The 15,281-nt window shown below is 34.5% G+C and carries 15 protein-coding genes and 1 other annotated feature; all 15 genes read right to left on the bottom strand.

The window, feature by feature from the left end:
* The coding region (locus AB4Y15_RS13180; RefSeq protein ID WP_427340419.1) for a GTP-binding protein at positions 1–124 on the bottom strand (124 nt) is incomplete at its 3' end.
* A gap of 45 nt (positions 125–169) precedes the next feature.
* Positions 170–2,239, bottom strand: a complete 2,070-nt coding sequence (fusA, locus tag AB4Y15_RS13175) for an elongation factor G (protein ID WP_427340808.1) — start codon at positions 2,237–2,239, stop codon at positions 170–172.
* An 82-nt stretch (positions 2,240–2,321) separates the two neighbouring features.
* Complete coding sequence (gene rpsG / locus AB4Y15_RS13170) at positions 2,322–2,792, bottom strand: 30S ribosomal protein S7 (protein WP_427340807.1); 471 nt, start codon at positions 2,790–2,792, stop codon at positions 2,322–2,324.
* A 147-nt stretch (positions 2,793–2,939) separates the two neighbouring features.
* Complete coding sequence (gene rpsL, locus AB4Y15_RS13165) at positions 2,940–3,353, bottom strand: 30S ribosomal protein S12 (RefSeq protein WP_427340806.1); 414 nt, start codon at positions 3,351–3,353, stop codon at positions 2,940–2,942.
* A gap of 27 nt (positions 3,354–3,380) precedes the next feature.
* A complete protein-coding gene (locus AB4Y15_RS13160) occupies positions 3,381–3,626 on the bottom strand; it encodes a ribosomal L7Ae/L30e/S12e/Gadd45 family protein (RefSeq protein ID WP_427340805.1) in 246 nt (81 codons plus the stop codon).
* A 137-nt stretch (positions 3,627–3,763) separates the two neighbouring features.
* On the bottom strand, positions 3,764–7,276 hold the full coding sequence (rpoC, locus tag AB4Y15_RS13155) for a DNA-directed RNA polymerase subunit beta' (protein WP_427340804.1): 3,513 nt from the start codon (positions 7,274–7,276) through the stop codon (positions 3,764–3,766).
* Between the two features lie 53 nt (positions 7,277–7,329).
* Positions 7,330–10,926 (bottom strand): DNA-directed RNA polymerase subunit beta, encoded by a 3,597-nt coding sequence (rpoB, locus tag AB4Y15_RS13150; RefSeq protein ID WP_427340803.1) that lies wholly within the window; start codon positions 10,924–10,926, stop codon positions 7,330–7,332.
* A 236-nt stretch (positions 10,927–11,162) separates the two neighbouring features.
* A complete protein-coding gene (gene rplL / locus AB4Y15_RS13145; RefSeq protein WP_427340802.1) occupies positions 11,163–11,546 on the bottom strand; it encodes a 50S ribosomal protein L7/L12 in 384 nt (127 codons plus the stop codon).
* Between the two features lie 47 nt (positions 11,547–11,593).
* Positions 11,594–12,118: a 50S ribosomal protein L10 gene (gene rplJ, locus AB4Y15_RS13140; protein ID WP_427340801.1), complete on the bottom strand. Its 525-nt coding sequence runs from the start codon at positions 12,116–12,118 to the stop codon at positions 11,594–11,596.
* A gap of 27 nt (positions 12,119–12,145) precedes the next feature.
* Positions 12,146–12,273: a sequence feature (ribosomal protein L10 leader region), on the bottom strand.
* Positions 12,274–12,329: 56 nt separating this feature from the next.
* On the bottom strand, positions 12,330–13,028 hold the full coding sequence (rplA, locus tag AB4Y15_RS13135) for a 50S ribosomal protein L1 (RefSeq protein WP_427340800.1): 699 nt from the start codon (positions 13,026–13,028) through the stop codon (positions 12,330–12,332).
* A 54-nt stretch (positions 13,029–13,082) separates the two neighbouring features.
* The gene (gene rplK, locus AB4Y15_RS13130) at positions 13,083–13,508 is read right to left on the bottom strand and encodes a 50S ribosomal protein L11 (RefSeq protein WP_035164320.1); all 426 of its coding nucleotides are present in this window, start codon (positions 13,506–13,508) and stop codon (positions 13,083–13,085) included.
* A gap of 110 nt (positions 13,509–13,618) precedes the next feature.
* The gene (nusG, locus tag AB4Y15_RS13125; protein ID WP_427340799.1) at positions 13,619–14,146 is read right to left on the bottom strand and encodes a transcription termination/antitermination protein NusG; all 528 of its coding nucleotides are present in this window, start codon (positions 14,144–14,146) and stop codon (positions 13,619–13,621) included.
* Positions 14,147–14,192: 46 nt separating this feature from the next.
* Positions 14,193–14,405 (bottom strand): preprotein translocase subunit SecE, encoded by a 213-nt coding sequence (secE, locus tag AB4Y15_RS13120; RefSeq protein ID WP_427340798.1) that lies wholly within the window; start codon positions 14,403–14,405, stop codon positions 14,193–14,195.
* A 94-nt stretch (positions 14,406–14,499) separates the two neighbouring features.
* Positions 14,500–14,649, bottom strand: coding sequence for a 50S ribosomal protein L33 (rpmG, locus tag AB4Y15_RS13115; protein ID WP_427340797.1), 150 nt, complete (start codon positions 14,647–14,649; stop codon positions 14,500–14,502).
* A gap of 286 nt (positions 14,650–14,935) precedes the next feature.
* A partial coding sequence (locus tag AB4Y15_RS13110) for an EF-Tu C-terminal domain-related protein (protein ID WP_489672029.1) occupies positions 14,936–15,281 on the bottom strand: 346 nt, incomplete at its 5' end.

Raw genomic sequence — 15,281 nt, 5'->3', positions numbered from 1 at the left:
TTCCATATCTCCTAGCTAATACTGCTGTTATTGCTGCTGTTAATGTTGTTTTACCATGGTCTACGTGTCCTATTGTTCCTATGTTTACGTGTGGTTTTGTTCTCTCAAATTTTGCCTTTGCCATTCCTCTTCCTCCTTTATAATTTTTTTAATATTTTGCTATCATATCTTATTTATTTCCTAAAACCTTCTCCGCAACACTGCTTGGAGCTGGTTCGTAATGGCTGAATTGCATAGTGTAAGTTCCACGTCCTTGTGTTTTAGAACGTAAGTCTGTTGCATAACCAAACATTTCAGCTAGTGGAACATAACCTCTTATTACTTGCGCTCCACTTCTTGATTCCATACCTTCAACTCTACCTCTTCTTGAGTTGATGTCTCCCATTACATCTCCCATGTATTCCTCAGGTACTACAACTTCAACTTTCATTATTGGCTCAAGAAGCACAGGATTTCCTTTCTTCATACCTTCTTTGAATGCCATTGAACCTGCAATCTTGAAAGCCATTTCTGAAGAGTCTACTTCGTGGTATGAACCATCATATAATGTAACTTTAACGTCTAATACAGGATATCCACCAAGAACACCATTTAACATAGCTTCTCGAATACCTGCATCAACTGCTGGGATGTATTCTTTTGGTATAACACCACCAACAATTTGGTTAACAAACTCGTAACCTGTTCCTCTTTCTTTTGGCTCTATTCTAATCTTAACGTGTCCGTATTGTCCACGTCCACCAGACTGTCTTACAAACTTACCTTCTACATCAACAGCTTTAGTAATTGTTTCTTTGTAAGCAACTTGTGGTTTACCTACATTAGCTTCAACTTTGAACTCTCTTAAAAGTCTGTCTACTATAATCTCTAAGTGTAACTCACCCATACCTGAAATTATAGTCTGACCTGTTTCTTGGTCAGTATATGTTCTGAATGTTGGGTCCTCTTCTGCTAATTTTGCTAAAGCTATAGCCATTTTTTCTTGACCAGCTTTAGTTTTTGGTTCTATAGCAACTGAAATAACAGGCTCTGGGAACTCCATTGACTCTAATACTATTGGAGCATTCTCATCACATAAAGTATCCCCAGTAATTGTTGATTTTAAACCAACTGCTGCTGCTATATCACCAGCATAAACTTCTGTTATTTCTTCTCTCTTGTTTGCGTGCATTTGTAAGATACGGCCGATTCTCTCTTTCTTACCTTTAGTTGAATTTAATACATATGAACCTGACTTAAGCACTCCAGAGTAAACTCTGAAGAAAGCTAATTTACCAACATATGGGTCAGCCATTATTTTGAAAGCTAAAGCTGAGAATGGCTCATCATCTGAAGCTTTTCTTTCTATTTCTTCATCACTATTAGGTTTCATACCTTTAACTGCTGGTAAATCTACTGGTGATGGTAAATAATCAACAACCGCATCTAATAGCATCTGCACGCCTTTATTTTTATAAGCAGAACCACAAAGTACAGGAACCATATCAACATTTATAGTTGCTTTTCTTATTGCACTTATTATTTCTTCAGTAGTTAATTCTTCACCTTCAAGATATTTCATCATTAATTCTTCATCTTGTTCTGCTATAGTTTCTAGTAATTTTTCTCTGTATTCTTCAGCTAAATCTCTCATTTCATCTGGAATATCTGTAACTTCTATTTCTTTTCCTAAATCATCTTTATAGATTCTTGCATTCATGTTTACAAGGTCTACTATACCGACAAAAGTGTCCTCTTTACCTATCGGAAGCTGAATTGGTACTGCATTAGCACCTAATCTATCCTTCATCATTTCAACAGCTCTATAGAAGTCAGCTCCCATTATATCCATTTTATTCACAAAAGCTATACGAGGTACATTATATTTATCTGCTTGACGCCATACTGTTTCTGATTGAGGCTCAACTCCACCTTTAGCACAGAAAATTGCAACAGCACCATCTAATACACGAAGTGATCTTTCAACCTCAACAGTAAAATCCACGTGTCCAGGTGTGTCTATGATGTTAATTCTGTGATCTCTCCAAAAACATGTTGTAGCAGCAGAAGTTATTGTAATTCCTCTCTCCTGCTCTTGCTCCATCCAGTCCATCTGTGAAGCACCTTCATGTGTTTCACCTATTTTATGAATTCTACCTGTATAGAATAATATTCTCTCTGTAGTAGTAGTTTTACCAGCATCTATATGCGCCATTATTCCAATATTACGTGTTTTCTCGATTGGAACTTTTCTAGCCACAATACTCCTCCTTTCTGCTGCATAATCTGCTCTAATCATTATGCTTTCCTAAATCACTAATCTTAAACGTATTTTATTCAAATTACCATCTATAGTGAGCGAATGCCTTATTAGCCTCTGCCATCTTATGAGTATCTTCTTTCTTCTTAACACTTGCACCCACATTGTTAGCAGCATCCATAATCTCTTTAGCTAATCTTTCTTTCATTGTTCTTTCTCCACGCTGCCTTGAGTAGTTAACTAACCATCTAATACCTAATGTCTGTCTTCTATCAGGTCTAACCTCTACTGGAACTTGGTAAGTAGCACCACCAACACGTCTTGCTTTAACTTCTAGTAAAGGCATAACATTTTCTAAAGCTTTTTTGAAAACTTCTAATGGATCTTGACCAGTTTTTTCTCTAATGTAATCGAATGCTCCATAAACTATTCTTTGAGCAACTCCTTTTTTACCATCTAACATAACTTGATTTATAAGTTTAGTAACAACTTTATCTTTATAAATTGGATCTTCCATAACTTCTCTCTTTGGTACACGTCCTCTTCTTGGCACTCTACTTCCCTCCTTAACAATTAAATTTAATTCATAGGTACTCGACAACACAAAATTGCCGTAGTGCTCAAAAATGCCTCTATATAAAAGGGACGCTTAACCCTATAAAGAGTTAAGGCCTCTGCATTTCAGCACATATTCGACAATCTACTTCTTAGGTTTCTTAGTACCGTATTTTGATCTACCTTGTTTTCTGTTCTCCACACCTGCTGCATCTAAAGTTCCTCTGATTATATGATATCTAACACCAGGTAAGTCCTTTACCCTACCACCTCTTATAAGAACAACACTGTGCTCTTGTAAGTTGTGTCCAATACCTGGAATATATGCAGTAACCTCGTAACCGTTAGTAAGCCTTACCCTTGCAATCTTTCTCAACGCTGAGTTAGGCTTCTTAGGAGTTACAGTTTTTACTGCAGTACAAACTCCTCTTTTTTGTGGTGAACTCACGTTAATAGGTTTCTTTTTCAACGAATTGAATCCTATTTGTAAGTGTGGAGCCTTTGATTTTTTTGCAACCTTTTTCCTTCCATTTCTTACTAATTGGTTTATTGTTGGCATACAGGCACCTCCTTCCAAATTGTTGCATTATTCTTTTAGTATAGCAGCTGAAGCTGCCTTTAACTCAATTCCGCAGGCACTACCTAATTCTTTCATACTATCTACATATACTATTTCAATAGACTTTTCTTCACACATCTTAATCAAGTCGTCAACAACATGACGATCAGCATCTTTAGCTATAAACACTATTTTAGCCTTATCATTAATAACTGCTCTTTTAGCCTGCTTTGTACCTACAACTTTTTTAGCATCTTTTAACATTGATAACATCATAGTCTCCTCCTTTTTAAAATATCTAGAAGACTATACGGCATATGCCGTATAATCTTCCTAGATATTCAAAAAGTCAACTATATAATTTGACACACTAATATATTTTAACACCAGTTAAGATTACTGTCAACAATTTATAATGTATTAGATTCTTCTTCTCCTTCATCAACTTTCTTGTTTATTGCTATGTTTTTATATCTTCTCATTCCTGTTCCAGCTGGTATCAATTTACCAATTATAACATTTTCTTTTAAACCAATTAATTTATCTTTTTTACCTTTAATAGCTGCTTCAGTCAATACTCTAGTTGTCTCTTGGAAAGAAGCTGCTGATAAGAAAGATTCAGTAGCTAATGAAGCTTTTGTAATACCCAGAAGTACTCTTCTTCCAACAGCAGGTCTTCCTCCAAGTTCTACAATTCGTTTATTTTCATCTTCAAATTCGAATATATTTACAAGACCTCCTGGTAGTAAATTAGTATCTCCGGCATCTTCTATCTTCACTTTGTTTAGCATCTGTCTTACAATTATTTCAATATGTTTATCGTTGATATCAACACCTTGCATTCTGTAAACTCTTTGTACTTCTTTTACTAAATATGTTTGTACTCCAACTACACCTTTTATTTTCAATATGTCATGTGGGTTAACTGAACCTTCAGTAATTTCATCCCCTGCTTCAATATAGTCTCCTTGTTTTACTTTTATTCTTGAACCATAAGGGATAGTATAAACTTTTGATTCTCCACTTTCAGTAGTTACTATTACTTCTTTTTTCTTTCTTGTTTGATTTATTGAAACAACACCTGAAACTTCTGATATTATTGCAAGTCCTTTAGGTTTTCTAGCTTCAAATAACTCTTCTACCCTTGGCAAACCTTGTGTAATGTCAGCACCAGCAACTCCACCAGTATGGAAAGTACGCATTGTAAGCTGTGTACCTGGCTCACCGATTGATTGTGCTGCAATAATTCCTACTGCCTCTCCTACATCTACTACCTCACCAGTTGCAAGGTTTCTACCGTAACATTTAGCACATACACCATGTCTAGTCTTACACGTTAATACAGACCTTACTTTAACTTTTTCTATTCCTGCTTCAACTATTCTATCTGCCACATTCTCATCGATAAGCTCTCCTGCTTTAACAATAACCTCATTTGTTTCAGGATGTATAATATCTTCAATTGCAAATCTTCCTACAATTCTATCCCATAGTTCTTCAATTACCTCGTTACCATCTTTGAACGCTGATACTACTATACCTTGATCTGTTCCACAGTCCTCTTCTCTTACTATTACATCTTGGCTTACGTCTACTAACCTTCTAGTTAGATAACCTGAGTCTGCTGTTCTTAATGCTGTATCTGCAAGACCTTTTCTAGAACCGTGTGTTGAAATAAAGAATTCAAGAACTGATAAACCTTCCCTGAAGTTTGATTTAATAGGAACTTCAACTGTTCTACCTGAAGCATTTGCCATAAGTCCCCTCATACCTGCTAGCTGTCTTATCTGGTTCTTGCTACCTCTCGCTCCTGAATGGGACATTATGAATAAACTGTTTAATCTATCTAAATTGTTCATTAATGCTTCAGTAACCTTCTCTGTAGTTCTATTCCAAACTTCAATTACCTTTTCATATCTTTCTTCTTCTGAAGCCAATCCTCTTCTATATGCTTTTTCATACTTATCTACAAGCTCTTCAGCTTCAGACAACAACTTTTCTTTTTCTTTAGGTATGACTATATCGCTTACACTAATTGTAATAGCTCCAATTGTTGAGAAATGGAATCCCATTTCTTTAATATGGTCTAACACAATTGATGTTATTGTATTACCATGCTTTCTATAACATCTTTCGATAATTTTTCCTAGCATTTTCTTATCCACTAGGGTATCTATTTCTAATGAGTATTTATCTTTTGTTCTATCAACAAAACCTAAATCTTGTGGAATATGTTCATTAAATATGAATCTACCTACTGTACTCTCAACTAATTTACCCCTATCATTTTTATCTAACTTTCTACGTACTTTTACTTTAGCATGTAAACCAACTATTCCATTCTGATATGCCATTAACATTTCTTCATAATCTTTAAATACCATTCCTTCTCCTTTTTCTCCAGGAATCTCGATAGTCAAATAATAACTACCAAGAACCATGTCCTGAGTCGGAGTTGTAATAGGTCTACCATCTTTAGGAGCCAAAATATTATTAATTGACATCATCAAATATCTAGACTCAGCCTGTGCTTCAGCTGATAATGGCACGTGTACTGCCATTTGGTCTCCATCGAAGTCAGCATTGTATGCAGTACATACTAGCGGATGCAGCTTGATAGCCTTACCTTCAACAAGCACAGGTTCAAAAGCTTGAATACCTAACCTGTGAAGTGTCGGAGCACGATTTAATAGTACAGGATGTTCTTTTATAACTGACTCTAGTACATCCCAAACTACCGGTTTAACTCTCTCTACCATTCTCTTTGCACTCTTAATATTATGTGCATGGCCTTCTTCAACTAATTTTCTCATAACAAATGGTTTAAATAATTCTAAAGCCATTTGCTTTGGAAGACCACATTGATAGAACTTAAGTTCTGGACCAACTACGATAACTGAACGACCTGAATAGTCAACCCTCTTACCAAGTAAGTTCTGTCTAAATCTACCTTGCTTTCCTTTTAACATATCGGATAATGATTTTAGAGGTCTGTTTCCAGGTCCAGTTACAGGTCTACCTCTTCTACCATTGTCAATTAATGCATCTACAGCTTCTTGAAGCATCCTCTTTTCATTTCTTACTATAATATCTGGTGCTCCAAGATCTAATAGTCTCTTAAGTCTGTTATTTCTATTTATTACCCTTCTATATAAGTCATTTAAGTCTGAAGTCGCAAACCTACCACCATCAAGCTGAACCATAGGTCTTAAATCAGGCGGTATAACAGGTATTACATCTAATATCATCCATTCAGGTTTATTTCCTGACTGTCTGAATGCCTCAATAACTTCAAGTCTCCTTATTATTCTTATTCTCTTTTGACCAGAGCTTTCTTTTAACTCTTTTCTTAGCTCCATTGCTTCTTTATCTAAGTCAATCTTCTTTAATAGCTCTTTTATAGATTCGGCACCCATTCCAGCCTTAAACTTATTACCATACTTCTCTAAAGCTTCTCTATACTCTTTTTCATTGAGTAATTGCTTCTCTGACAGTGGAGTATCACCTGGATCTATAACTACATAAGAAGCAAAGTATAATACTTTCTCTAAAGCTCTAGGTGACATATCAAGAATTAATCCCATTCTACTAGGAATACCTTTAAAATACCAAATATGAGATACAGGAGCAGCTAATTCTATATGCCCCATTCTCTCTCTTCTCACTTTAGACTTTGTTACTTCAACACCGCATCTATCACATATTACACCTTTATATCTTACACGCTTATATTTACCACAGTGACATTCCCAATCTTTAGTAGGACCAAATATCTTTTCACAGAAAAGCCCTTCTTTTTCTGGCTTTAATGTCCTGTAGTTTATAGTCTCAGGTTTTTTAACTTCACCTCTAGACCACTGCCTTATTTTCTCTGGAGAAGCTAAGCTAATTTTTATTGAATCAAAATTATTTAATTCGAACAAGGAGGCCTCTCTCCCTTCTATCTAAAAATGGGTTTTATCTATATTAACTTCAATTACTTCTCTTCACTTTTTTCTTGAACATGAGCTTCAGTTGAATCTAAACTTAAATTAATATCACTCACTTCATCATCTACAGATTCCTTAATCTCAATTTCATCATCTTCGTCTGACAATACCTTAACATCCAATGCCAAACTTTGCAATTCTTTTATTAATACTTTGAAGGATTCTGGCACACCAGGTTCTGGTATGTTTTCTCCCTTAACTATTGCCTCATAAGTTTTAACACGTCCAACTACGTCATCAGATTTTACTGTTAATATTTCTTGAAGTGTATGAGCTGCACCATATACTTCTAGTGCCCAAACCTCCATCTCTCCAAATCTCTGTCCTCCGAATTGTGCCTTACCACCTAGAGGTTGTTGTGTAACTAATGAATACGGTCCTGTTGACCTTGCGTGAATCTTATCATCAACTAAGTGATGTAGCTTAAGCATATACATGTATCCTACTGTAACAGGATTATCAAATGGTTCTCCTGTTCTACCATCTCTTAAAACAATCTTACCTGTACGTGGTAATCCCGCTTTTTCTAAAGCTTCTTCTATATCTTCCTCAGTTGCTCCATCAAATACAGGTGTAGCAACATGCCAACCTAATGCTTTAGCCGCTAAACCTAAATGAACTTCAAGTACCTGACCAATGTTCATACGTGAAGGTACTCCTAACGGATTAAGTACAACATCTAATGGTGTACCATCTGGTAAGAATGGCATATCTTCTTCTGGTAATATTCTTGAGATAACACCTTTATTACCGTGTCTACCACACATCTTATCTCCTACTGATATCTTACGCTTTGTAGCAATATATACCCTTACTAATTGATTTACACCTGGTGGTAATTCGTCACCATTTTCTCTTGTAAATACTTTAACGTCAACTATTATTCCTGATTCACCGTGTGGTACTCTTAAAGATGTATCTCTTACTTCCCTAGCCTTCTCACCAAATATTGCTCTTAACAATCTTTCTTCCGCAGTAAGCTCTGTCTCTCCTTTAGGTGTTACTTTTCCAACTAATATATCGCCAGCTTCAACTTCTGCACCTATTCTTATTATACCTCTTTCATCTAAATCCTTTAACGAATCTTCTCCAACATTTGGTATATCTCTAGTGATTTCTTCTGGCCCAAGTTTTGTATCTCTTGCTTCTGCCTCATATTCTTCAATGTGAATCGAAGTTAAGATATCTTCTTTAACCAATCTTTCATTTAGTAATATCGCGTCCTCGTAGTTATAACCTTCCCATGTCATGAAACCTATAAGTAGGTTTCTACCTAAAGCAATCTCACCTAAATCAGTTGATGGTCCATCTGCTATTACTTCACCTTTTTTTATTCTTTCTCCTTTTTTTACTATTGGTCTTTGATTTATACAAGTACCTTGATTTGAACGTTTAAATTTCAATAACCTATAGGTATCTAATCCTCCATCTGAATCCCTTTTAACTATTATCTCATCTGCACTAACTCTTATAACAACACCATCATTCTTAGCAACAACAGCTACTCCAGAATCTTTAGCTGCCTTATACTCCATACCTGTTCCTACGATAGGTGCTTCAGGTCTTACTAATGGTACTGCCTGTCTTTGCATGTTAGCACCCATCAACGCCCTGTTTGCATCGTCGTTCTCTAAGAATGGTATCATTGCAGTAGCTACAGATACAATTTGCTTAGGTGATACGTCCATATAATCTACTTCTTCTCTAGGTACTACGTCTATTACTCCTTTTTTACCTCTCGCTACTACTCTTTTATTTATAAATCTACCTTCTTCATCTAGAGGTTCATTAGCCTGTGCTATTACATATTTATCTTCTAAATCGGCAGTTAGATATTCAACCTCATCAGTTACTACTCCTCTTTCTTTATCTACCTTTCTATATGGAGCCTCAATAAATCCATACTCATTAACTCTTGCATAAGTTGCTAAAGAAGTAATAAGCCCTATATTTGGACCTTCTGGTGTCTCAATAGGGCACATTCTACCATAGTGTGAATGATGAACGTCCCTTACTTCGAAACCTGCTCTATCTCTGCTAAGACCACCTGGTCCTAAAGCAGACATCCTTCTCTTATGAGTTAACTCTGAAAGTGGATTTGTCTGATCCATAAATTGAGAAAGCTGGCTGCTGCCGAAAAACTCTTTTATTGCAGCCGCAACAGGTCTTATATTAACAAGCTGTTGTGGTGTTGCAACATCAATATCTTGAATAGTCATTCTTTCTCTGACTACTCTTTCCATTCTTGATAAACCGATTCTAAATTGATTTTGCAAAAGCTCACCAACTGAACGAAGTCTTCTATTCCCTAAATGGTCAATATCATCAGTTTCACCTATACCAAAGAATAAATTGAATTCATAATTAATGGTAGCTATTATATCAGGAATAATAATATGTTTTGGACTTAATTCCTTTACATTCTCATTTATAGCTTCCTTTAACTGCTCTGGGTCTTTATATTTCTTAATAAGTTCTTTCATTACAGGATAATATACTTTTTCCTTAACTTTTAACTCTTCTATCGGAAAAGGAAGATCAAAAGCCTTTATATCAACGAAATGATTTCCTATAACTCTAACCACTTTATTTTCATCTGTTAAAATATCAACAGAGTTGATTCCAGCATTTTCGATTTCTAAAGCCTTTTGTCTTGATATTTTTTCTCCCTTTTCAACTAAAATTTCTCCTGTATCTTTATCAATTATATCATTAGCCGCTCTATAATTTACAATTCTGTCTCTTAATGCTAATTTTTTGTTAATCTTATATCTACCAACTTTAGCAAGATCATACCTTCTTGGATCAAAAAATAATGAATTTAAAGGCGACTTAGCACTTTCTACGTTTGGTGGTTCACCCGGTCTTAATCGCTTATAAATTTCTAAAAGTGCCTCATCCTGAGTTTTTGTATTATCCTTCTCTAAAGTCTTCTCAAGCTGCAAGCTTTCACCAAATAATTCTATTATATCTGCATTAGTTCCACACCCTAATGCTTTTATAAGTACAGTAACCGGTACTTTTCTCGTTCTATCTACTCTAACAAATACAACATCGTTAGAATCACTTTCGTACTCTAACCATGCTCCTCTATTTGGAATTACAGTTGCCGAATATAATTTTTTTCCTGTTTTATCAATTTGCTCTGAATAATAAACACCTGGTGATCTTACTAACTGGCTTACTATAACTCTCTCCGCGCCATTAATAATAAAAGTTCCCTTTTCTGTCATTAAAGGGAAATCTCCCATGAATACTTCCTGCTCTTTAACCTCTCCTGTTTCCTTATTTATCAATCTAACTTTAACCTTTAAAGGTGCTGCATATGTAACATCTCTTTCTTTACATTCTTCTACGTCGTATTTTGGTTTTCCTGAAATATTATAATCTACAAACTCTAAAATCAAATTGCCTGTATAGTCTTCAATTGGTGAAATATCTTCAAAAACTTCTTTTAGTCCTTCTTTTAAAAACCACTCATAAGACTTCTTTTGTACTTCAATTAAATTCGGTAACTCTAAAACTTCATTAATTTTTGAATAACTCATTCTGGTTCTCTTGCCAACTGAAACAGGATGTACCATTAATTATTCACCCCTTATTAAAAACTAAAGGCGCAACATGCCCCATTGTTAACTTTTTTGATAAATAAAAGACATACATTTAATAATTTTCCCAAAAAAAACGACTTTTATTCAATTATCTTTATAAAACTCCACTATAATGCATTTTATAATACTATCATAACGATTTGTAGATGTCAAGGGGATTTTATATAGAAAAAAATACTCCGGTATTTACCGGAGTATTTTTTAGTCTACTATTTTATTTCTACGCTAGCTCCTGCTTCTTCTAATTTAGCTTTTAATTGTTCAGCTTCTTCTTTTGATACTCCTTCTTTTAATGTTTTTGGAGCATTGTCAACTAATTCTTTAGCTTCTTTTAATCCTAATCCAGTTAACTCTCTAACTACTTTGATTACTTTGATTTTTTGGCTTCCAGCGCTTGATAATATTACATCAAATTCAGTTTTTTCTTCTTGAGCTGCTTGAGCTGCTCCACCCATTGGCATAGCTGCCATAGCTACTGGAGCTTGTGCGCTTACTCCAAACTCCTCTTCTAATGCTTTTACTAATTCTGATAATTCTAATACAGTTAAACTTTTAACTTCTTCAATTAACTTAGTCACTTTTTCACTTGCCATTTATTATCCCTCCATTATTTTTTTCTTTTTTCATTTTGAATTTTAAATTAAGCTTCTTGTTTTTCTTTTATAGCATTTAAAGCATATACTAGCTTTCTAATAGTACCTTGAAGAACATTAGCAAATCCTGTAATAGGACCATTTAAGCCACCAAGTACTTGTGCTATTAATACTTCTCTTGATGGTAAGTTTGCTAATTCTTTAACTCTATCTATATCAATAATTTCTCCATCAACTATACCTGCTTTGATTTCTAATTTTTCATGTTCTTTAGCAAACTCACTTGTTACTTTTGCAGCTGAAACTGGATCGTCATAACTAAATGCTATTGCATTAGGTCCTGTTAAGTATTTATTGAACTCTTCTAAACCTGCATCTTTAAATGCAAATCTCATCAAAGTATTTTTATAAACTTTGTATTCTACTCCAGCTTCTCTGTATTTCTTTCTTAATTCATTTACTTCTTCAACATTTAGCCCTCTATAGTCAACTAACACAACTGCTTGGGCTCTATTAATCTTATCTTTAATTTCTTGAACTATCTGCTTTTTTTGTTCAATCTTAGTACTCATCCAGGTCCACCTCCTTATTGCGGAAACTTAAACACAATTAAAGCCTCTCCGTAGACACAGAGAGGCTATTGTTTCCTATCAATCAAAACAACCTCGGTAGGCAAATTTAAACTCCTAAGAGTACCTACTGTCTACGGTTAAAATATTAACTTATCCATATCATCGTAACAATACAATTTTATCAGCAAAATAATATCTTGTCAACTATTTTTTAGTCCATTAATTTTTGTGAATTTATTTTTATTCCTGGACCCATTGTACTTGAAACAGTAACACTTCTTAAGTATCTTCCTTTTGCTGCAGCTGGTTTAGCTTTAATAATAGCTTCCATAATAGTCTTGAAGTTTTCTAATAGTTTTTCGCTGCCGAAAGAAACTTTTCCAATTGGAACGTGTACAATAGAAGTTTTATCTACTCTATACTCAACTTTACCAGCTTTAATATCTTTAACTGCTTTTGCAACATCAAATGTAACTGTACCTGACTTTGGATTTGGCATAAGTCCTTTTGGTCCTAATATTCTACCAAGTCTACCTACCATACCCATCATGTCAGGAGTTGCAACTACAACATCAAAGTCAAACCAGTTTTCGTTCTGAATCTTATTGATGTATTCTTCAGCTCCTACGTAATCTGCTCCTGCACTTTCTGCTTCTTTAGCTTTTTCACCTTTAGCAAAAACTAGAACTTTTCTTGTTTTACCAGTACCATGTGGTAAAACAACAGCTCCTCTAACTTGTTGATCAGCATGTCTTGGGTCTACTCCCAATTTTACTGATAATTCAACTGTTTCATCAAATTTAGCTTTAGCTGTTTTTTGAACAAGCTCAATTGCTTCTTCTGGGTCATATAATTTTTGTTTATCAATTAATTTTAGACTTTCTTGATATTTCTTTCCTCTTTTTGGCATAATTTAACCTCCTTTGTGGTATTAACGGTCTAACAAGTACCTCCCACTTGTCGACTATTCTTCAACAACAATTCCCATACTTCTTGCTGTACCAGCAACCATGCTCATAGCTGACTCTATATTGTCAGTATTTAAGTCTGGCATCTTGATTTCTGCAATTTCTCTTATCTTATCTTTTGATATCTTAGCAACTTTATTTTTATTTGGTTCTCCGGAGCCTTTTTCTATTCCTAATGCTTTCTTTAACAATACAGCTACCGGAGGAGTTTTTGTTATGAAACTAAATGATCTATCTTGGTAAATTGTAATCACAACTGGAATAATCATACCAGCCTGATCAGCAGTTTTTGCATTGAACTCTTTACAAAATCCCATAATGTTAACACCATGTGGTCCTAATGCAGTACCTACTGGTGGTGCTGGAGTCGCTTTACCAGCTGGGATTTGTAATTTAACTACAGCCATAACTTTTTTCGCCATCGCTATTACACCTCCTTGTTAAATTGTGGTTATGCAGGTTTCCCTCCCACATCAACACTAAATATCTATTATAAAGCTATTTTAGCTTGATTGACATATCTAAAACTTAGTTATAATGTATCTACTTGTTCAAAATCAAGTTCAACTAAAGTTTCTCTACCAAACATTGATATATATGCTTTTAATTTTCGTCTTTCTAAATTTATACTATCAACAGTCCCAATAAAGTTCTCAAATGGTCCTGCTATTACTTTAATAGTATCACCAACATTAATTCCTATTTGTGGTAAAGGTTCTTGTACGCCCATCATCTTGATTTCCTCATCTGTCAATGGAACGGGCTTAGAACCAGGTCCAACAAACCCTGTAACTCCCCTCGTATTTCTAACTAAATACCATGTTTCATCATTCATTACCATTTTTATCATAACATACCCTGGGAATTTTTTTCTCTCTTTTACTTTTTTCTTACCATCTTTAATTTCTACATGCTCCTCGGTAGGTACTCTCACTTCTAATATTACATCCTGCATACCTCTATTTTCTACTAGCTTCTCAATATTAGCTTTTACTTTATTCTCATGACCTGAATAAGTATGAACTACATACCATTTAGCTTTATCAGACTTATCTGTCATAGTTCTCGGGGACCTATTAAAAGGTCCTTCCCTCCTTTATCCTTATTTAACCTAATATAAATTTTAATAATTGATGTGCTGTTGTATCAAGAAGCCAAACTAATAAAGCCATCAATCCACAGCTAACTAAAACAACAGTTGTATAGTTAACAAGCTGTTTCTTGTTAGGCCAACTTACTTTTTTCAACTCAGCTTTAACGCCTTTAAAAAATCCCCCAATTTTTTTAGCGCCTTTATCAGCACTTGTTTGAGCAGCCATTAGCTTCACACCCTTACTTACCTATTTTTTTAACTCATAGAAAACTATGAACTTAAAAATAAATGTATTTAATATCTAGATTTTCTTCTAAAAATTACTTAGTCTCTTTATGAATAGTATGAGTCTTACAGAATTTACAATACTTTTTCAATTCTATTCTGTCAGGATTGTTTTTCTTATTTTTAGTTGTGCTATAATTTCTTTGTTTACATTCTGTACAAGCTAATGTAATGTTTACTCTCACTATCAACACCTCCTAGTCCACAGTAAATATATATATGAATTAAATCACTTCTTCTATTCGGGCACACCTACCCAATGCTAAATTATATCACTAATATAAACTATCATAATTTGTAAGTTATGTCAATATCAAAATCTTTTATTTGAAATTGATTGCATCACTTAATATATCCACTGATATTATTTCCTTACACAGCTTTTTATACTCTTTACCAGATACTTTACCAAATATTTATATTTTATAATTTTCTTTAAAAAAGACTAGGCCCAAAGGACCTAGCCTTTCATTATTCAATAATTTCAGTAACAACACCTGCTCCTACAGTTCTTCCACCTTCACGAATAGCGAATCTTAATCCTTCTTCTAATGCTATTGGTGTGATTAATTCTATTGTGAATCTTGCATTATCTCCAGGCATGCACATCTCTACGCCTTCTTCTAAGTGGATTGTTCCTGTTACGTCTGTTGTTCTGAAGTAGAATTGTGGTCTGTATCCATTGAAGAATGGTGTATGTCTTCCACCTTCTTCTTTTGTTAATACGTATACTTCTGCTTTGAATTTTGTGTGTGGTGTGATTGTTCCTGGCTTAGCTAATACTTGACCTCTTTCTATTTCGTCCCTTTGCACACCT

The organism is Caloranaerobacter longqiensis, assembly GCF_050286925.1.
GTDB lineage: Bacteria > Bacillota > Clostridia > Tissierellales > Thermohalobacteraceae > Caloranaerobacter.
The sequence above is the reverse complement of the archived record's forward strand: the minus strand, read 5'-3'. Positions and strand labels throughout refer to the sequence as shown.